Origin of the sequence: Nocardioides sp. NPDC047086 (assembly GCF_040643685.1) — a bacterium.
In the GTDB taxonomy this organism is placed as follows: Bacteria; Actinomycetota; Actinomycetes; order Propionibacteriales; family Nocardioidaceae; genus Nocardioides.
This window is the reverse complement of the sequence record NZ_JBEYUV010000001.1, coordinates 80,127-98,795: the sequence shown is the minus strand read 5'-3', so window position 1 is coordinate 98,795 and position 18,669 is coordinate 80,127. Positions and strand designations below refer to the sequence as shown.

21 protein-coding genes are annotated in these 18,669 nt (G+C 67.3%); 11 read left to right on the top strand and 10 right to left on the bottom strand.

Annotated features, from left to right (window positions below; all coding sequences use genetic code 11):
• Nucleotides 1–25: 25 nt before the first annotated feature.
• The gene (locus ABZ796_RS00495) at nt 26–598 is read right to left on the bottom strand and encodes a DciA family protein (protein ID WP_357333660.1); all 573 of its coding nucleotides are present in this window, start codon (nt 596–598) and stop codon (nt 26–28) included.
• Nucleotides 591–1,736, bottom strand: a complete 1,146-nt coding sequence (gene recF / locus ABZ796_RS00490) for a DNA replication/repair protein RecF (RefSeq protein ID WP_357333658.1) — start codon at nt 1,734–1,736, stop codon at nt 591–593. The genes ABZ796_RS00495 and recF overlap by 8 nt, the downstream gene beginning before the upstream one ends.
• 29 nt (nt 1,737–1,765) lie before the next feature.
• On the opposite strand from recF, the gene ABZ796_RS00485 reads away from it, so the two are divergent.
• Nucleotides 1,766–2,188: an NINE protein gene (locus tag ABZ796_RS00485; RefSeq protein ID WP_357333656.1), complete on the top strand. Its 423-nt coding sequence runs from the start codon at nt 1,766–1,768 to the stop codon at nt 2,186–2,188.
• Between the two features lie 22 nt (nt 2,189–2,210).
• Complete coding sequence (locus tag ABZ796_RS00480) at nt 2,211–2,609, top strand: DUF2752 domain-containing protein (RefSeq protein ID WP_357333654.1); 399 nt, start codon at nt 2,211–2,213, stop codon at nt 2,607–2,609.
• 37 nt (nt 2,610–2,646) lie between these two features.
• Here ABZ796_RS00480 and gnd read toward each other — a convergent pair whose 3' ends face one another.
• The 3 genes from gnd to dnaA all read right to left on the bottom strand — a co-directional run bounded on the left by gnd (nt 2,647) and on the right by dnaA (nt 7,217).
• Complete coding sequence (gnd, locus tag ABZ796_RS00475; RefSeq protein WP_357333652.1) at nt 2,647–3,555, bottom strand: phosphogluconate dehydrogenase (NAD(+)-dependent, decarboxylating); 909 nt, start codon at nt 3,553–3,555, stop codon at nt 2,647–2,649.
• A 61-nt stretch (nt 3,556–3,616) separates the two neighbouring features.
• The gene (dnaN, locus tag ABZ796_RS00470; RefSeq protein WP_357333650.1) at nt 3,617–4,756 is read right to left on the bottom strand and encodes a DNA polymerase III subunit beta; all 1,140 of its coding nucleotides are present in this window, start codon (nt 4,754–4,756) and stop codon (nt 3,617–3,619) included.
• 715 nt (nt 4,757–5,471) lie between these two features.
• Nucleotides 5,472–7,217 carry a chromosomal replication initiator protein DnaA gene (gene dnaA, locus ABZ796_RS00465; RefSeq protein ID WP_357333648.1) on the bottom strand — a complete coding sequence of 582 codons (1,746 nt, stop codon included), beginning with the start codon at nt 7,215–7,217 and terminating at the stop codon, nt 5,472–5,474.
• A gap of 549 nt (nt 7,218–7,766) precedes the next feature.
• Between dnaA and rpmH the strand changes: the two genes are divergently transcribed.
• From rpmH to ABZ796_RS00440, 5 genes are read left to right on the top strand one after another with little or no spacing between them, the layout of a single operon-like run.
• Nucleotides 7,767–7,904, top strand: coding sequence for a 50S ribosomal protein L34 (rpmH, locus tag ABZ796_RS00460; protein ID WP_141778545.1), 138 nt, complete (start codon nt 7,767–7,769; stop codon nt 7,902–7,904).
• Between the two features lie 25 nt (nt 7,905–7,929).
• Nucleotides 7,930–8,283 (top strand): ribonuclease P protein component, encoded by a 354-nt coding sequence (rnpA, locus tag ABZ796_RS00455; RefSeq protein WP_357333646.1) that lies wholly within the window; start codon nt 7,930–7,932, stop codon nt 8,281–8,283.
• Nucleotides 8,280–8,597 carry a membrane protein insertion efficiency factor YidD gene (gene yidD / locus ABZ796_RS00450; RefSeq protein WP_357333644.1) on the top strand — a complete coding sequence of 106 codons (318 nt, stop codon included), beginning with the start codon at nt 8,280–8,282 and terminating at the stop codon, nt 8,595–8,597. Before rnpA ends, yidD begins: the two co-directional genes overlap by 4 nt.
• A 4-nt stretch (nt 8,598–8,601) precedes the next feature.
• The gene (gene yidC, locus ABZ796_RS00445; protein WP_357333642.1) at nt 8,602–9,591 is read left to right on the top strand and encodes a membrane protein insertase YidC; all 990 of its coding nucleotides are present in this window, start codon (nt 8,602–8,604) and stop codon (nt 9,589–9,591) included.
• Between the two features lie 23 nt (nt 9,592–9,614).
• Nucleotides 9,615–10,109, top strand: a complete 495-nt coding sequence (locus tag ABZ796_RS00440) for a R3H domain-containing nucleic acid-binding protein (RefSeq protein ID WP_357333640.1) — start codon at nt 9,615–9,617, stop codon at nt 10,107–10,109.
• Between the two features lie 127 nt (nt 10,110–10,236).
• On the opposite strand, the gene ABZ796_RS00435 is transcribed toward ABZ796_RS00440, so the two are convergent.
• Both ABZ796_RS00435 and ABZ796_RS00430 read right to left on the bottom strand, forming a co-directional pair.
• Complete coding sequence (locus ABZ796_RS00435; RefSeq protein ID WP_357333638.1) at nt 10,237–10,992, bottom strand: L,D-transpeptidase family protein; 756 nt, start codon at nt 10,990–10,992, stop codon at nt 10,237–10,239.
• 307 nt (nt 10,993–11,299) lie between these two features.
• Complete coding sequence (locus ABZ796_RS00430; protein WP_357333636.1) at nt 11,300–11,590, bottom strand: GIY-YIG nuclease family protein; 291 nt, start codon at nt 11,588–11,590, stop codon at nt 11,300–11,302.
• A gap of 246 nt (nt 11,591–11,836) precedes the next feature.
• Between ABZ796_RS00430 and rsmG the strand changes: the two genes are divergently transcribed.
• The 3 genes from rsmG to ABZ796_RS00415 all read left to right on the top strand — a co-directional run bounded on the left by rsmG (nt 11,837) and on the right by ABZ796_RS00415 (nt 14,856).
• Entirely contained in the window at nt 11,837–12,580 is a 744-nt protein-coding gene (gene rsmG, locus ABZ796_RS00425) for a 16S rRNA (guanine(527)-N(7))-methyltransferase RsmG (RefSeq protein WP_357333634.1), read from the top strand.
• Nucleotides 12,581–12,669: 89 nt separating this feature from the next.
• Nucleotides 12,670–13,662, top strand: a complete 993-nt coding sequence (locus ABZ796_RS00420) for a ParA family protein (protein WP_357333632.1) — start codon at nt 12,670–12,672, stop codon at nt 13,660–13,662.
• Between the two features lie 153 nt (nt 13,663–13,815).
• Nucleotides 13,816–14,856: a ParB/RepB/Spo0J family partition protein gene (locus ABZ796_RS00415; protein WP_357333630.1), complete on the top strand. Its 1,041-nt coding sequence runs from the start codon at nt 13,816–13,818 to the stop codon at nt 14,854–14,856.
• Nucleotides 14,857–15,040: 184 nt separating this feature from the next.
• Here ABZ796_RS00415 and ABZ796_RS00410 read toward each other — a convergent pair whose 3' ends face one another.
• Nucleotides 15,041–16,357, bottom strand: coding sequence for a PLP-dependent aminotransferase family protein (locus ABZ796_RS00410; protein WP_357333628.1), 1,317 nt, complete (start codon nt 16,355–16,357; stop codon nt 15,041–15,043).
• A 67-nt stretch (nt 16,358–16,424) separates the two neighbouring features.
• Here ABZ796_RS00410 and ABZ796_RS00405 point away from each other — a divergent pair, with 67 nt between their 5' ends.
• Complete coding sequence (locus ABZ796_RS00405) at nt 16,425–17,081, top strand: GNAT family N-acetyltransferase (protein ID WP_357333626.1); 657 nt, start codon at nt 16,425–16,427, stop codon at nt 17,079–17,081.
• Between the two features lie 191 nt (nt 17,082–17,272).
• Here ABZ796_RS00405 and trxA read toward each other — a convergent pair whose 3' ends face one another.
• Both trxA and trxB read right to left on the bottom strand, forming a co-directional pair.
• Nucleotides 17,273–17,590, bottom strand: coding sequence for a thioredoxin (trxA, locus tag ABZ796_RS00400; protein WP_176883721.1), 318 nt, complete (start codon nt 17,588–17,590; stop codon nt 17,273–17,275).
• 104 nt (nt 17,591–17,694) lie between these two features.
• Nucleotides 17,695–18,669 (bottom strand): thioredoxin-disulfide reductase, encoded by a 975-nt coding sequence (gene trxB / locus ABZ796_RS00395; protein WP_357333625.1) that lies wholly within the window; start codon nt 18,667–18,669, stop codon nt 17,695–17,697.

The window sequence follows — 18,669 nt, the reverse complement described above, 5'->3', positions numbered from 1 at the left end:
TCGAACACATGTTCGCGACCCGCTCTCAGCCATAGGTGTCGCGCGGCCCGCGACCGTCGCGTACGCCTCGGGGACCCTTCTTCCACGAGGGCAGATGCGGTCCGAGCACCTCGATGACGAGGACGGTGCCGTGGCCCAGCTCCTCGTTGAGACGCTTCACCAGGTTGGGTGCCAGCAGCTTGAGCTGGGTGGCCCAGGCGGTGGAGTCGGTGCGTACGGAGAGCTTGCCGTCGGCGTACGACTCCGGGGTGGTGTGGTCGGCGATCTCCTCGCCGACGATGTCGGGCCAGCGGGCCATCACCCCATGGACACGCAGCGAGGTGTCCCAGCCGTGGTCGTTGACCATCCGGCTCACCACCGAGTCGATGAGCTGAGGGTCGCGGTCGTCGGGCCGGGCACCGGAGACCGTGCCGCGCCGGGTGGCGTTGTCCGGCGTACGCCGCTTCTTCCGCATCCCTGCCTTCGGCGCGGGCATCTTCGCGGTGGCTCGGGTCAGGGAGCGGGCGAGGTCGAGGCCGTCGGGGCGCTTCTCGGGTTCCTCCTCACCGCCTTCGGCGGTGGTCTCGACAGGCTCGACCACCGGTTCCTGGTCACTCACCGCGGGTCACCTCACCGGCCGTGACGTGGTAGCGGGCACCGGCAAGAGCAGCGGGTACGTCCTCGGGGACCGCCGCGGTGACCAGGACCTGCTCGGCGTCGGCGACCAGCTCGGCCAGCTGGACCCGGCGCTGGCTGTCGAGCTCGGCGAAGACGTCGTCGAGGATCAGGATCGGGTCGTCGCCGTCGGCCCGCAGCAGGTCGTACGCCGCCAACCGCAGCGCCAGCGCGAACGACCAGGACTCGCCGTGGCTGGCATAGCCCTTGACCGGGAGGCGCTCGGCGCCGGCGCTGATGTGGAGGAGCAGGTCGTCGCGGTGGGGACCGACGAGACTGATGCCGCGGTCGAGCTCGTCCTTCTGGCGGCGGGCGAGCTCGGCGAGGATCGCCTGGCGGAGGGTCTCGACGGTCGGGGTGGCCTCGACAGGCTCGACCACCGGTTTGTAGGTGATCTCGGCGTCGTCGCGGCTCGCGCCGCGGGCGACCGTCTCATAGGCCTTGCCGACGTACGGCTTCAACGCTTCGACCAGGGAGAGCCGCTGGGCGAGGATCTCGGCACCGATGCCGGCGAGGTGGTCGTCCCAGACGGCCAAGGTGGCGAGCGCACCCTCGCGAGCGGATCCGCGCGCGAGGCCGGCGGTCTTCAGCAGCGAGTTGCGCTGCTTGAGGACGCGGTCGTAGTCGCTGCGTACGCCAGCCAGCCGGGGTGCGCGCAGGATCATCAGGTCGTCGAGGAAGCGCCGCCGATCGGAGGGGTCCCCCTTGACGAGGGTCAGGTCCTCGGGGGAGAAGACGACCGTGCGGACCAGGCCGACCAGGTCGCGGGTGCGGGGGAGCGGGCTCCTGTTGATCCGGGCCTTGTTGGCGCGGCCGGCGTTGATCTCGACCTCGAGCGTCGCGGTGCGACCGTCACGCACGACGGCGGCGCGTACGACCGCCTGCTCCGCGCCGGCCCGGACCAGCGGCGCATCGGTGGCGACCCGGTGGGACTGCAGGCGGGAGAGATAGTCGATGGCCTCGACCAGGTTGGTCTTGCCCTGGCCGTTCCTCCCGACGAAGGCGGTGACGCCTGCCTCCAGCGGGACCTCCACGTTCGGATAGGAGCGGAAGTCATGCAGAGAGAGGTGTGAGACGTACATCGGGTTTCCTCTCTCGTTAAGGTGCCTGCATGACCCAGTCTCCCAACCCGTACGGCCCGCCTCCAGGGCAACCCGCCCCTAGCGCGCCGGCCGGGCCCTTCTACCTGTCGGTGATGGGCCAGGTCCACGGGCCCTACCCGGTGCAGCAGCTCGCTCAGATGGCTGCGGCTGGGCAGATCAAGTCGGACACCCCGGCGAGCCTCGGCACCGACCAGCAATGGTTTCCCGTGAAACAGATCCCCGGCGTCTTCTCGAGCCGCGAGTGGCTGGTCACGCTGCTGCTCTCGATCTTTCTCGGGTCGCTCGGTGTCGACCGGTTCTACGTCGGGCAGATCGGTCTCGGCATCCTCAAGCTGGTCACCTGTGGCGGCTTCGGGATCTGGACCATCATCGACCTCATCCTCGTCATCGTGCGAAAGTTCCCGGATGTCGACGGCAAACCCCTCGCCTGACCTGCACCGACGCCTCGCGGCGGTGAGCTCCACGGAGGTCACCGCCGCCATCGGCATCGGCGGGATCGTGATCGCGGCGCTCCTGCCGGCCGGCGGCATCGAGGACGGCCCGGTGCTCTGCCCGTTCCGTGCCCTCACCGGGCTGCCCTGCCCCGGCTGCGGTCTGACCCGGTCCTGGGTCTACCTGATGCACGGTGACATCGGCTCTTCTCTGGCGAGCAATTGGTTCGGGCCGGTGCTCATCCTGGCCGTCGCCGTTCTGGCCGTGGTCTCGGTCCGCTCCCGGCTGAGCGGGAAGCGGCCGACCGACCTCGACAAGCTCGTCAAGAGCCGCGTCGTCCTCGGCCTCTTCGCACTCTTCGTCGCCTACGGCGCCGTGCGCCTGATCCTGACCATGACCGGAGCCATCGCCCCCATCTGACGGTGGTCGAGCTTGTCGAGACCACCACCCCGAGGAATCAGGCCTCGGACTCCGAGATGACCGCGTGCCCACCGAACCCGTTACGCATCGCGGCGATCGCCTTCATGGCGTGGTCGTCCTCCTGCCGCGAGACGAACCGCGCGAACAGCGAGGCCGAGATGGCCGGCAGCGGGACGGCGTTCTCGATCGCTGCCTCGACGGTCCAGCGGCCCTCGCCCGAGTCGTCGGCGTACCCCTTGATCTTGTCGAGGTGCTCGTCGGCACGCAGCTGGTCGACGAGAAGATCGAGAAGCCAGGACCGTACGACAGTGCCCGTGCGCCACGAGGCGAAGATCTCGGGGACGTTGTCGACGATGTCGACCTTGTCGAGGAGCTCCCAGCCTTCGGCGTAGGCCTGCATCATCGCGTACTCGATGCCGTTGTGGACCATCTTGGAGAAGTGGCCGGCGCCGGGCGTGGAGCCACAGTGGACCAGACCGTCCTCGGTGCCGGTCGGCTTGAGCGCCTCGAACGCGGGCATCACCTTGGCAGCGTCCTCATCGGAGCCGCCGTACATCAGGGCGTAGCCGTTCTGCAGACCCCAGACGCCGCCGGAGACGCCGCAGTCGACGAAGCCGATGCCGTTCTCGGCCAGGCTCGCGGCGTTCTTGGCGTCATCGGTGTACTTCGAGTTGCCGCCGTCGACCACCAGGTCGCCCTCGCCGAGAAGCTCCTTGAGCTCGGCGATCGTGGAACGCGTCGGGTCACCCGCCGGCACCATCACCCAGACCACCTTGGGACTCGGCAGCGCCTCGACCAGCTCCGCCAGGCTCGCCACGTCGGCGAGATCCGGGTTGCGGTCGTATCCGACGACGGTGTGACCAGCCTCCCGCAGCCGGGTGCGCATGTTGCCACCCATCTTGCCGAGACCCACGAGTCCGATGTGCATACGAGATTTCCTATCCACGGGTGGTCGAGCTGCTCTTCGGTGGTCGAGCCTGTCGAGACCACCCTAATGAGGGGGTGAGTCAGGAGAGCAGTCGCCGTGGCATCAGCAGGTAGCGGAACCCCGGGTCCTCGCCGCCCTCGGCCGGCTTGCCGCTGATCACCACGGGCTTCGGAGCCTGGGTGAACGCGAGCTCGACGACCTGCTGGTCGATGGCCTGCAGCCCGTCGAGGAGAAACTGCGGGTTGAACCCGGTCGTCAGCCCCTCACCCTCCATGGTCGCCTCGATCGACTCGGACGCCTGGGCCTCGTCGCCGGAACCCGCGTCGAGGGTGAGCACGCCGTCCTCGAAGACCATCTGGACCGCGGTGTTGCGCTCGGCGACCAGGGCGACGCGCTTGACCGACTCGATCAGGGAGGCCTTGTCGACCAGCGCGGTGGTCAGGTGCTCGGCCGGGAACAGGCTGCGCACCTTCGGGAACTCGCCGTCGAGGAGGCGCGTCGTGGTGCGACGTACGCCGCCGGCGGCCGCGCCCTCGAAGCCGATGATGCCCTCGCCGGTGCCGGTGGTGGACAGCGCGAGGGTGACCTCACTGCCGCTGGTCAGCGACTTGGCGGTGTCACCGAGTACCTTCGCGGGCACCAGCGCCGCGAGGCTCTCGTCGGGAGTCGCCGGGTTCCACTCGAGCTCGCGGTGGGAGAGCCGGAAACGGTCGGTGGCGAGCAGCGAGATCGTGGAGCCCTCGATCTCGAGGCGCACCCCGGTCAGCACCGGGAGCATGTCGTCGCGACCCGCCGCGGTCACGGCCTGGGCGACGGCATGGGCGAACAGCTCCGACTTCACCGTACCGGCCGCGGTCGGCATCTCCGGAAGGGTCGGGTAGTCCTCGACCGGCATCGTCTGGAGGCTGAAGCGCGCACTCCCGCAGGTGAGCGAGACGCGGGCGCCGTCAGTGACCATCTCGACCGGCTTGGCCGGGAGGCTGCGGCAGATGTCGGCGAGCAGCTTGCCGGAGACCAGTGCCTTGCCCTCGTCGGCGACCTCGGCCGAGAGCGTCGCCCGCGCGGAGGTCTCGTAGTCGAATGTCGAGAGCACCAGGCCCTCGTGACCCGCCTCGATCAGGAGACCTGAGAGCACCGGGGTGCTGGGGCGGACCGGAAGGCTGCGGGCAGCCCAGGCGACAGCATCCGCGAACACGTCGCGGTCGACGCGGAACTTCACGATGACCTGTCCTTCTTCTAACTCGACATCGGGGCGTATGAGGACATGCGCGCCGGGCTGTGCTTGAACCCTGGGGAAGACGACACCGGTTCCGGAACGCCCCCGCGTTGACATGACCTGGAGTACGCATCCTGCCACGGACCGCCGACAACCGGTAAGCGCTCAGCTGTGTCGGGTCTGCACAGGCGGACCTGTGCACTCGGTTCGCCGTGCGGGTTGTCCCCAGGGAAGGGCGTTCGTGGAATTTCACCGAGGATCCATGGATCTAAATAGTTTCGTACGTCGTAAGAGCATCTGTGGGAAATGTGGATGAGCGGCGTCTTCCCTGGTCATCCCGGGAAATGTGATTCCACAGGGGATGTGGACGCCATGCTGAAATGACGCACGTCACTGTGGGCTGTGGAGAGTTGTCGGCCCGTTCGAGTGTTTTGTGCACAGGCCATCCCCTTTTCCATCCCATTTGAACGGCCGGTTCTCCACAGGTTCCACCCAGCCTGTGGGCTGTGGACAACCTGGGAAATCTCGTCCTGTGGGTTTTGGAAATCTCAAAACGCGAACAGCCCACCACGAGGACGAGGTGCCGAAGGACCTGGCGGGAGGACGCAAAAGACCGGTGGTCGAGCCTGTCGAGACCACCCCGTGAGCCACGGTCGAGTGATCCCGGCGAGCTCGACCACCGGTGGTGGAGTCGCTGCCGCGTACGTTCTGTTCGGCTCTAGGCCTGACGCGCCTGCATCTTGACGCGGTTGGTGAGCTCGGAGACCTGGTTGAAGACGGCCCGGCGCTCGGCGAGCAACTGGTTGATCTTGCGCTCGGCGTACATGACGGTGGTGTGGTCGCGGCCGCCGAAGTGCTTGCCGATCTTGGGCAGGGAGTCCTCGGTGAGCTCGCGACACAGATACATGGCGATCTGGCGGGCCATGACGAGGTGACGCCCACGCGAGGGGCCGGTGAGCTCGTCGATCGACAGCCCGAAGTAGGCGGCAGTCTGGGCGATGATCAGGCCGGCGGTGATCTCGGGCTCGCCGCCCTCGGGGATCAGGTCCTTGAGGACGATCTCGGCCAGCGTGAGGTCGACGTCCTGCCGGTTGAGGTTGGCGAACGCCGTCACCCGGATCAGCGCACCCTCGAGCTCACGGATGTTGGTCTGGATCTTGCTCGCGATGAACTCGAGCACGTCCGGCGGAGCGGTGAGCCGCTCCATGGCGGCCTTCTTCCGAAGGATCGCGATGCGGGTCTCGATGTCGGGAGGCTGGACGTCGGTGATCAGGCCCCACTCGAACCGGTTGCGCAGCCGGTCCTCCAGCGCCTCGAGCCGCTTGGGCGGACGGTCGGAGGTGAGCACGATCTGCTTGTTGGCGTTGTGGAGCGTGTTGAAGGTGTGGAAGAACTCCTCCTGCGTCTGAGTCTTCCCCTCCAAGAACTGGATGTCGTCGATCAGCAGGACGTCGACATCGCGATAGCGCCGCTTGAAGCGGTCCTGTCGGTCGTCGCGGATCGCGTTGATGAACTCGTTGGTGAACTCCTCCGAGCTGACGTAGCGCACCTTCGCCCCGGAGTAGAGACTCCGCACGTAGTGGCCGATCGCGTGCAGCAGGTGGGTCTTGCCCAGACCCGACTCGCCGTAGACGAGCAGCGGGTTGTACGCCTTGCCGGGCGCCTCGCTGACCGCGACCGCGGCCGCGTGCGGGAACCGGTTGGAGGACCCGATGACGAACGTCTCGAAGGTGTACTTCGGGTTCAGGCGGGTCTCGAGGACGTTGTGGCTCGGCTCGCTCGGCCGTGTGGGCGGACCCGGGACGAGCGGCCGCGGCGGAACCGGCTCCTCGACGGGGGCCACCGGAGGAGCCGGGGGATTTGTCGACATGTCGCCATATCCAGGACGTACGTCGTCATGAGCCGCGGGCGGAGCCGGCTGCTGAGCGGGAGGCGGAGCGATGGGGGCCTGCGGGGCCGCGTACGCCGCGGGCGCACCCGGCTCGTCGTGCGGCGCGGTCGCCGGCGGGACGCCGGGGATCAGCCCGGGCGAGTTGGGCGGGTAGACCGACTGATGCGGGAAGGGCGACTGGTTCGGGACTGCGCTGTTTGAGAATGGCGACTGCTGCTGCAGGGCAGCGGCGGCGGCAGCGTCCGCGGCGGCGATCTCCCGCTCGGAGATCATGATCGCCTGGGTGTCGGGATCCGGGGTGACGTCGAGATCGGGGTTCACGGTGACCGCGATGCGGATCTCGCGCTGGAAGATCTCGCCCAGCGACCGCTCCAGGGAGCCACGCAGGCGGCCCTCGATCTGGTTGCGGGTGAAGTCGTTGGGGACCTCGACGATCGCGGTCGACCCGTGCAGGGTCAGGGGCTCGCTGTCCCGGAGCCAGGCCCGCTGGTTCGGCGGGAGCTCGGCGACCACCTTCGTCCATGCGGACTGGAGATCTGGCTGTGGTTCTGGCGCTAGGCCGGAGTGCTCCACAGGTTCCTGCCTTCCCTGATGGCTCGGGTGGGTGGTCGTGTATTGATGCAGCCTGGACTGATGCAGCGGTCTGGTCTACATCCTCCACAGACTTTTCCACAAGCTGTGGAGCATCCCCGAATGTAGGCATCGGAGACCAACCGAGACACGTCGCCGCTCTCGAGAATCCGACCGTTTCGGCAGGTCAGGTGGGAAAATTAGTTCCCAGCGTGGCATCCCCCCGAATGCGGCCGATGCTCCTGACGATGTGCAGGGAAACCTCGGTAGAGGACGAAGTTACCGGCTGGCGAGGGTCACGGGCAACCCGTCCTCCACAGGTTGGGGGCGAATCACACAGGTGTGATAGGGCGTGAGTTTGACCGTGGTTTCGCGATCCACGTACCGTTGCTAGGTCGCCCGGAATCTACGGGTGCCGCATGTCCACGCCTTGGTCGCCGGGGCGCGGACGGGCGGTGCTTGTTGAAACGGCCCACCTGGAACCACCGAGGGCGACCCCCCTGATGACCCGCCGGTGAGCAGCCGGCCACCACACAACTAAGGAAGCACCCCGTGAGCAAGCGTACTTACCAGCCGAACAACCGCCGCCGTCACAAGACGCACGGTTTCCGCCTGCGCATGCGCACCCGTGCCGGCCGTGCCATCCTCGCGACGCGCCGCCGCAAGGGTCGCAAGAGCCTGACCGTCTGAGGCCGCGGCCTCAGCCACCACGCGCGTGTTGCCACGTCGCCACCGACTGGTTGATTCGTCGGGCTTCAAAGAAGCAGTACGGCGGGGCAAGCGCGCGGGCTCGAAGAGCCTGGTGGTCCACCTGCTCGTCCCCGGAACCGGCACGGATGCCGGCCGGGACGGCGAGCCGCAGGTGGGCTTCGTGGTGAGCAAGGCCGTAGGTCCGGCCGTCGTCCGGAATCGTGTGAAGCGCAGACTGCGTCATCAGGCCCGGGAGTCCCTGAGCGGACTCCCGGGCTCTGCTGTGCTTGTGGTCCGTGCGCTTCCTGCCGCCGCCGACGCCGAGTACGACGACCTGGGCGCCGATCTGCGGCGCTGCCTGGAGCGAGTGCTCCGATGAGGTCGCTGGTGCGTGGAGTGAACGCCGCGGTGGCCTACACCTTGGTCGGACTGCTCCACGTGTGGCGGACTCTCATCAGCCCGCTCTACGGCGACGTGTGCCGCTACTACCCGTCGTGCTCGGCGTACGGGCTCGAGGCCGTCAAGACGCACGGCCCCTGGCGCGGGAGCTGGTTGACGGCGCGCCGTCTGGCCCGCTGTGTCCCCTGGGCGAAGACCCGGGGCTTCGATCCCGTGCCAACCCCGCAGAAAATGCGAAGAGACCCTGAAGACCTTGTCCGTGTAAGTGCGGACTCCCCAAACCGAGGAGCCTGATTCCGTGGGAGCCATAGGCGATCTGTTCGGATGGATCGCAACACCGCTGTATTACGCCATCTCGGGCATCCTGCTCGTATGGCAGAAGGCGTTCTCGTACGTCATTCCGTCTGAAGGTTGGCAGTGGGCCCTGGCCATCGTCGGCCTGACCGTGACCATCCGCGCGCTGCTGATCCCGCTGTTCGTCAAGCAGATCAACTCCAGCCGCAACATGCAGCTGCTGCAGCCGAAGGTCAAGGAGCTGCAGAAGAAGTACGGTCACGACCGCGAGAAGCTCGCCAACGAGACCATGAAGCTCTACAAGGACTCGGGCACCAACCCGTTCGCGTCCTGCCTGCCGCTGCTGCTGCAGATGCCGATCTTCTTCGTGCTGTTCCGCATGCTCGAGCACGCCTCGGACGGAATCGGCAAGGGCTTCCTGAGCGACGAAGCGGCGCACGAGTTCGCGACGTCGACCTGGCTCGGGTCGCTGCTCTCGGACCAGTTCACGACGGCCGACCACATGAGCACGTACTTCTTGACCGGCTTCCTGGTCGTGGCCATGATCGCGACGACCTTCCTCACGCAGCGTCAGCTGATGTCCAAGAACATGCCGGCCGACGCCATGACCGGACAGTACGCCCAGCAGCAGAAGCTGCTGCTCTACGTGCTGCCCGTCGTCTTCGCCGTCGGTGGTATCGCCTTCCCCGTCGGAACGATCCTCTACTGGACCTCCTCCAACCTGTGGACGATGGGCCAGCAGTTCTACGTGATCCGCAACAACCCCGCACCGGGGACGCCGGCGTTCGACGCCAAGCAGGAGCGCGACCGGGAGAAGCGCCGTAAGAAGGGGCAGCCCGACGCGGAGATCGACATCGCCGAGGCCAACGAGGCGGAGACCGAGAAGCGTCCCGTGCAGCGCACCCAGCCCAAGAGCCAGACCAGGAGCCAGCGGAAGAAGGCCGGCACGAGCGCCGGTCGCTCCACGACCCAGAAGGATGGGGGAACCAAGTGACGACTCAGGATGTGAGCGAGACCGTGACTGAGACTGTGGAGGAGGTCAGCGACGAGACCCGCCTCAAGCAGCTCGAGCAGGAGGGTGACATCGCGGCGGACTACCTCGAGGAGCTTCTCGACATCGCCGACCTCGATGGCGACCTCGACATGGACGTCGAAGGCGACCGTGCGGCCGTCTCGATCGTCGGCGGCGACCTGCAGCAGCTGGTCGGCCGCCACGGCGAGGTCCTGGACGCGCTCCAGGAGCTGACCCGGCTCGCCGTCTACCGCGAGACCGGCGAGCGGTCCCGCCTGATGCTCGATGTCGGCGGCTACCGTGCCGACCGTCGCTCGACGCTCATGGCGCTCGCCGAGGAGACCGTCGCGAAGGTCAAGGAGTCCGGGGCCCCCGTCTCGCTCAAGCCGATGTCGCCCTTCGAGCGGAAGGTCGTCCACGACGCCGTCGCCGCCGCCGGGCTCACCTCGGAGTCCTCCGGTGTCGAGCCGCGACGTTACGTGGTCGTCCTGCCTGACTGACGCTGACACAAACAGATCGCCCCTCGTGCCGTGTGGCACGAGGGGCGATCTCTTTGTTGGGGTGTTTCACGTGGAACGTGCGGTGGTCGAGCCTGTCGAGACCACGGACCGCGTGCGGGTGGTGCGGCTAGGACCAGTAGACGACGACCCGGTCACCGACGCGGATCTGGTCGAAGACCCAGGCGATCGACGACTTGTTGCGTACGTTCACGCAGCCGTGGGAGCAGCCGTTGTAGCCGCGGGCGTCGAAGTCGGACGAGTAGTGCACCGCCTGGCCGCCGTTGAAGAACATCGCGTACGGCATCGGCGTGTGGTAGATCGAGGAGACGTGGTTGCGGCTCTTCCGATAGACCTTGAACGCGCCCTCGCGAGTTTTGGTGTCCGAGCAACCGAAGCGAGCGTCCATCGCCCGGACGATCTTGCCACCGCGTACGTAGCGCATCCGGCGGTCGGTCTTGTCGACGCAGAGCACGCGGCCGGTGAGGCAGCGACGGTCGAGGTTGTAGAGCGCCGCGTCGGTCGGCGTCTTCGTCAGCGAGCGGAGCCGGTCGAGGGTGCGCTGGTTGACCTTGCCGGTGATGGCCAGACGCTGGTTGCGCTGGAAGGCCTTCACCGCACCGGTCGTCTTCGAACCGTAGTTGCCGGTGACCCGACCGCTGTAGATGCGCCGCTCCTTGAGCCGAGCCTGGATCTTGCGCACCCCGAGGCCGGTGGAGCCCTGCTGATAGAGCGCCTTGTACGCCGTGTGCAGCCCGGTCTGTCCGACGGAGGCTGACGGGGCACTGGCCCGGGCGCTGCTCGGCGCCGCGATCGAGCCCAGGGAAAATCCCAAGGCGAGGATGGTGGTGAGGAAGATCGCCACCGGGGTTCTACGGACGTTCACATCAGCTCCGTGGGTCATGGATGGTGGCCCGGTCGCACGGGCCGCTGGAGTCGCACCCAGAGTGCGACCTTCTACGACTAAGACGTTCGAGCAGCGTGCGCGGTTGCATCAGATTCGCGAGGCTGCTCGCGGACTTTAGCGCACCCGACGCCCCCACGACGCCTTTCGGAACCCTTCCGCGGATTCGTTGGGCTGACGTTCTTCCAGGCGTCTCCAGCGGGGTGTGTTTCACGTGAAACGGGTGGTCTCGACAAGCTCGACCCCGAGGTCATCGAGCTTGTCGAGATGACCCTTGCTCCCGAAAGTGTCAGGGGTGCGGGGTCGTCGAGGTGTTGGCCAGGCGGGGGAGTTCGCCGGGCTTCCCTCTGACGAGCGCCAGTCGCTTGGCCCGGCTCCAGTTCTGGATCTGTTTCTCCCGCTGGAAGGCATGCTCGACGTCGTCGTACTGCTCGTACCAGACCAGCTCCACAGGCAGGCGATGGCGGGTGTACTCCGAACCGAGCCCGATGCGATGCTCGGACATGCGGCGTTCGAGGTCTGTCGTGCTGCCGACGTAGAGAGTTCGGTCGGCGCAGAGAAGCATGTAGGTGTAAGCCATGTCCTCATCATGAGTGCGACCACCGACAGGTCTGGAGGTCGAGCTTGTCGAGACCGTGTGGTCCCGGAGGTCGAGCTTGTCGAGACCTCTGTGTGGTGGGGCGGTGGTCTCGACAGGCTCGACCACCGGGTGGGGTGGTGGTCTCGACAGGCTCGACCACCGGGTGGGGTGGTGGTCTCGACAGGCTCGACCACCGGTGGTCATGGGGAGTTCTTGGTTGTGCGTTTCACGTGAAACAGTTTGCGTGTGAGCGAGGAACGTGGGGACTTGGGTGGTCTGGGCGGGCTCGACCCTCGGGCGGAGAAGGTCTTTCCGGCTGATCGGTTGGAGCTCGCGGAGAGGTACGCCGCCTGGCTCGCCGATGCGGGGGTGGTGCGGGGTCTGATCGGACCACGGGAGGTTCCGCGGCTGTGGGATCGGCACATCCTCAACTGCGCCGTGCTGGGGGAGGTGATCCCCGAGGGAGTCGCGGTGGCGGACATCGGGTCCGGTGCGGGACTCCCTGGCCTGGTTCTCGCGATCGCCCGGCCGGATCTGCAGATCACTCTGATCGAGCCGCTGCTGCGGCGTACGACCTTTCTCGAGGAGGTCGCCGAGGATCTCGGGCTCGAGAACGTCACCGTGCTGCGGGGGAGGGCGGATGCCTTCCACGGCGAGCTCGGGTTCGACGTCGTGACCTCGCGAGCCGTCGCCGGCCTGGGCAAGCTGCTCGACTGGTCGATGCCGTTGGTCGTTCCCACCGGAGCACTCGTCGCGATGAAGGGGTCGAGCATAGACGCCGAGATCGACGAGGCCGATGCGGCCCTGAGGAAGTGGGGATGCGCGCCGCCGACGGTCTCGGAGCTCGGTGTAGGCGTTTTGGAGACGACAACTGTCGCGGTTCGGGTGGTTTGGTCGGATCCTGCACGGGTAGATTGGCCGCCGGTCCCGAAGGGCGGCGGCCAGAAGGGGCCCAAGGGCGGGTCCCGAAAGAAGAGCCGTCGCCGCTGAAGGTGGTCGAGCTTGTCGAGACCACGAGCTTTCGGGCGTGAGACGTCATCTCGACAAGCTCGATGACCGAACGATGAGGATGAGGAAACATGCCGTACGACGACGAGAGCCCACAGAACGCCGTTTCACGTGAAACCGACGAACCGGTGTCGATCAGGCTCCGTACGGCCGGGGACATCGCCTCTCTCGAGAACGACTTCGCCACGGAGGCGACGCCGCTGGCGGCCGCTGCCGAGCACACGCTCCTGGCGCGGGGTGCGGCGAGCAACCGGCCACCGCTGCCGCGCCCGGCGAGCACCCGCGTGATCGTCTCCGCGAACCAGAAGGGTGGCGTCGGCAAGACCACGTCGACGGTGAACATCGCCGCGGCGCTTGCTCAGCTCGGTCAGAAGGTCCTGGTCATCGATCTCGACCCGCAGGGCAACGCCTGCACCGCGTTCGACGTCGACCACTTCCAGGGCACGCCGGGGACGTACGAGGTCCTGGTCGAGGGGGCCACTCTCGAGAACGTCGTTGTACCGGTCCCGAAGCTCGAGGGCCTCGAGCTGGTGCCGGCGACCATCGACCTGGCCGGCGCCGAGGTCGAGCTCGTCGAGGAGGACGGACGTGAGCAGCGCCTGAAGGAGGCACTGGCCAAGTCCCCCCGGGTCGGTGACGCCGAGGACCGGTGGGACTACGTCCTCATCGACTGCCCGCCGTCCCTGGGCCTGCTCACGGTCAACGCGCTCGTCGCGAGCACTGAGGTGATGATCCCGATCCAGGCGGAGTACTACGCGCTGGAGGGTCTGGGCCAGCTCCTCAAGACGGTCGAGATGGTGCGTGCCGCGCTCAACCCGACCCTCAAGGTCTCCTCGATGTTGATCACGATGTACGACGCCCGCACCCGCCTCGCGTCGCAGGTCGCCGAGGAGGTGCGTGAGCACTTCGGCGACACGGTCATGCGCACCTTCATCCCCCGCGCCGTGCGTGTGTCCGAGGCGCCGTCGTTCGGCCAGACGGTGATGACGTACGACCCCGGCTCGCCGGGTGCGCTGAGCTATCTCGAGGCCGCCAAGGAACTCGCCAAACAGGTCGAGCACTGAGGTGACCGAGCGTGTCGAGACCGCTGGTAAGGCAGGCAACCCACCGGTGGTCGAGCCTGTCGAGACCACCCGCAAAGCGGGCGGAACCCCGGTGGTCGAGCTTGTCGAGACCACCCGCAAAGCAGCAAGAATCTGACATGGGGGACATGAAGAATGAGTAAGCAGCCGCCGAAGCGTGGTCTCGGACGAGGTCTGGGCTCACTGATCCCGACCGCTCCTCCTGCTGGCGGGAACGAATCGGCGGACGGCGCTTCTGTCCAGCCGGACGTCCGGCATTTGGACCTTTCCGCTGGAGCGACTTCTGGCCAATCCGTGGACCCGGGGTCCACCGACTCGACGGCAGGCCGCCAGATCGAGAATTCGGATCTGGCGCCGGTCGACGGCGCCTATTTCGCCGAGCTGCCGGTCAAGCAGATCCATCCCAACCACGTGCAGCCGCGTCAGGTCTTCGATGAGGAGGCGATGGCCGAGCTGGTCCACTCGATCAACGAGATCGGCCTTCTGCAGCCCATCGTCGTCCGGAAAGTGGCGACCGACTCCTACGAGCTGGTCATGGGTGAGCGCCGGTGGCGCGCCACCCAGCAGGCCGGCCTCGAAGTCATTCCGGCGATCGTCCGCGAGACCGACGACACCGACATGCTCCGGGATGCGCTCCTGGAGAACCTGCACCGCTCACAGCTGAATCCGCTCGAAGAGGCGGCGGCCTATCAGCAGCTGCTCAACGACTTCGAGTGCACCCACGACGAGCTCGCCCAGCGGATCGGCCGGTCGCGGCCGCAGATCTCCAACACGATCCGGCTCCTGAAGCTCTCCCCGTCGGTCCAGCGCCGGGTCGCCGCCGGGGTGCTCTCGGCGGGTCACGCCCGCGCCCTGCTCGCGGTCGACGGCGAGCCGCAGCAGGACAAGCTCGCTCAGAAGGTGGTCGCGGAGGGCATCTCCGTACGCGGCCTCGAGGAGATCGTCGCCCTGGGCGACCCGGAGGGTGACGCCTTCGCCACGCCGCGGGTGAGGCGAGCCAAGCCGACTGCTCCTGGGCTCAAGGAGATCTCCGACAAGCTCTCGGACCGCTTCGACACTCGGGTCAAGGTCGATCTGGGCCGTTCCAAGGGAAAGATCACCGTCGAGTTCGCCACGCTGGACGACCTGCGTCGGATCGTCGAGCTGATGTCGCCCGCGCCCGACGAAGCCATTTAGCCATCAAGCGTTAAAGCGTTTTGTCGACAAATAGCTAGAGGGATTTCGAATCGGTCGTCGAGCTTGTCGAGATGACCCAGCCCGGAGTGGTCTCGACAAGCTCGACCACCAGACATCGAGCTTGACGAGTTGACCCTTGAACGGGATCAGGTGGTCTCGACAGGCTCGACCACCCGACGCTGGCCTACTGCGTGTTCGTCGAGGGGTGCTCGGCGCCGCGGATGGGAAGGCCGGGGATGGGGCCGGTGGCACCGAAGGTCTCCAGGAGCTCCATCTCGGCCTCGATGACACCCGCCAGGCGACGTACGCCTTCTCGGATCCGCTCCGGGGTGGGATAGCAGTAGGAGATCCGCATCGAGGAGGCGCCGAAGCCGTCGGCGAAGAAGCCGGTGCCGGGGACGAACGCGACGCGCGAGGTGACCGCACGAGGCAGCATCGCCTTGCTGTCGATGCCGGAGGGGAGCGTCAGCCAGACGAAGAAGCCGCCGTCGGGCTTGGTCCATGTACACGCCGCGGGCATGTAGTCCTCGAGCGCGTTGAGCATGGCGTCGCGGCGCTCGCGGTACATCTCCCGCATCTCCTTGATCTGGCCCTGCCAGTCGTGGTTGGCGAGGTAGGCGGAGACGGCCATCTGGTTGAACGGCGGCGGACAGAGCGTGGCGGACTCCTGGGCGAGAACGAGCTTCTCGCGGATCGCGGAGGGCGCCAGGGCCCAGCCGACCCGCAGGCCGGGGGAGAACGTCTTGGAGAAGGAGCCGAGGTAGATGACACCCGGGTCCTGCGCGCGCATCGCCGGGCGGGGCTCGTCGTCGAAGCCGAGGAGGCCGTACGGGTTGTCCTCGAGGACCAGGATGTCGTGGCGCCGGCAGATCTCGAGGATCTGGGTGCGGCGCTCGGGCGTCATGGTGACGCCGGTCGGGTTCTGGAAGTTCGGGATCGTGTAGAGGAACTTCACCTTGCGGCCCGCGGACTTCGTGGAGACGATCGCCTGCTCGAGCGCGCTCGGGATCAGGCCGCTGGCGTCGACCTCGGCGTGCACGATGTCGCACTGATAGCCCTTGAAGACACCCAGAGCCCCGACGTACGAAGGAGCCTCGCAGATCACGACGTCGCCGGGGTCGCAGAAGACGCGGGTGACGAGGTCGACGGCCTGCTGGGAGCCGACGGTGACGACGACGTCGTCGGGGTGGGCCTCGATGCCCTCCAGGCGCATGACCTCGCAGATCTGCTCACGCAGGACCGGATCGCCCTGACCGCCGCCGTACTGCAGGGCGGTCGGGCCCTGGGTCAGGACCAGGTCCCTGATCGAGTCCCCGACCACGTCCAGCGGGAGGCTGGAGATGTTGGGCATTCCGCCGGCCAGCGAGACGACCTCCGGGCGCGCTGCGACTGCGAAGAGAGCTCGCACCTCCGAGACCGTCATACCTGCCGTGCGTGCGGCGTAGCGGTCGGCGTAGGGGTCGAGGCGGGATGATGTTGCGCGCTGGGGAAGATCAGTCATGGTGTCACCATCATGAAGGATCGCATACGCTGGTGACAGACCCTTAACCGATGAACAAGGGTGAGACATGGCACGCCGCATCCTGCCGCTGACGCTGGACCTCTTCGCCGAGGTCCCGGCGCCGTGCCGCGCCTGTCTGTTCTGGGAGCGCGATCCCGTCGGCCATCGCCGCGTCTCTTCCGCGCAGACGATCGGGGTCAAGGAGGCCTGGATCTCCGAGGTGCTCCGCGAGTGGGGATCGTGCGGCCGGGTGGCCGTGGTGGACGGTACGCCGGTGGGCTTCGTGCTCTACGCGCCGCCGGTCTTCGTCCCGCGAGTGGCCTCGTTCCCGTCCGGGCCGGTCTCTGCCGACGCGGTCCTGATGACCACGGTGTGGATCGACCCGCGCCATGTCGGCGGCGGGATCGGCCGGATGCTGGTCCAGGGAATGGCCCGTGACCTGGTGCAACGCGGTCAGTTCCGGGCGATCGAGGCCTTCGGTGACGTGGGGCCGCTGAGCGGCATCCACGGCCGGCGTTGCGCCGCCCCCGCCGACTTCCTCGGACGGGTCGGGTTCAAGACCCACCGGGACCACCCCACCGTCCCGCGGATGCGGATGGACCTGAAGCAGACGGTCACCTGGATCGACGATTTCGAGTCCGCCTGGGAGCGGCTGCGGGAGGTCGTACGTCCACGCAGCCACCCGTCCCCGGCCTCCACCGAGCTGCACCGCGACGGCGAGTGAATGTTTCCCGTGAAACGTAGGCGGTCGAGCCTGTCGAGACCACCTCGTTGCCGCGCAACAGCAATCTCGCCCGCAACAAGTGCCAACTCGGCCGACGTAAGTGACGTTTCGGCCGACGGGGGTGACGTCTCGGCGAAATGACGATGGCGCGCCACTGTGACAGTGGCGCGCCATGCGGGTGACAGCTGTTGTCAGCCGATGAACTCCTGCAGCTCCTTGAGGAGCGCGGCCTTCGGCTTGGCGCCGACGATGGACTTCACGACCTCGCCGCCCTGGTAGACGTTGATGGTCGGGATGCCGGTCACGCGGTAGGTGGAGGGGGTGACCGGGTTCTCGTCGACGTTCATCTTGGTGAAGGTGACCTTGTCACCGTGCTCGCCGGCGAGCTCCTCGAGGATCGGGGAGACCTGGCGGCACGGGCCGCACCACTCGGCCCAGAAGTCGACCAGTACGGGCTTGTCGGACTTCAGAACGGTCGAGTCGAACTCGGCGTCGGTCACGGCGGTCATGTTGTCAGCCACGATGGGTTCCTTCTCGGGTAGGGACGTGTTTGGGGAGGTCTGTGGTCAGAACGCTGGGTCTGCATCGCGCATTCCCACCGTAGGGGCCCGGCTCAGGCCGAGGCGGCAGCCGCCTCGGCGTGGGCCTGGTGGGCGAGGAACTTCTCGGCGTCGAGCGCGGCCTGGCAGCCGGTGCCGGCGGCGGTGATCGCCTGGCGGTAGACGTGGTCGACCAGGTCACCGGCGGCGAAGACGCCCTCGATGTTGGTGGCCGTGGAGCCGTCCTTGGTCAGGACGTAGCCCTCGTCGTCGAGGTCGACCTGGCCCACGAGCAGCTCGGACCGCGGGATGTGGCCGATCGCGATGAACAGCCCGGCGCACTCGAGGTCGCGCAGCTCGCCGGTCTTGGTGTCCTTGACGGTGATGCTCTCCACGGAGTGCTCGCCGTTGATGGACTCGACCACGGAGTTCCAGGCGATCTCGAGCTTCGGGTCGGCGAAGGCGCGCTCCTGCATGATCTTGGAGGCGCGCAGCTCGTCGCGGCGTACGAGCAGGGTCACCGAGGAGCCGAAGCGGGTCAAGAAGAGGGCCTCCTCCAGGGCGGAGTCACCGCCGCCGACGACCACGATCGGCTTCTGGCGGAAGAAGAAGCCGTCGCAGGTCGCACACCAGGAGACGCCCTTGCCGGAGAGCTCGTCCTCGCGGGGCAGGCCGAGCTTCTTGTAGCCCGAGCCGGTGGCGAGGATGACGGACTTCGCGTAGTGGGTGTCGGTCGCGGTCTTGACGATCTTGACCGGCCCGGTGAGGTCCACCTCGACCACGTCGTCGGGCTCGAGCTCGGCACCGAAGCGCTCCGCCTGGGCACGCATGTTGTCCATCAGCTCAGGACCCATGATGCCGTCACGGAAACCGGGGAAGTTCTCGACCTCGGTGGTGTTCATCAGGGCACCGCCGGCGGTCACCGAGCCCTCGAAGACGAGCGGCTGCAGTCCGGCACGGGCGCTGTAGACCGCTGCGGTGTAGCCCGACGGGCCGGAACCCACGACGATCACGTTGCGGGGGTCGGTCGGGGACGACGGGGTCGGCAT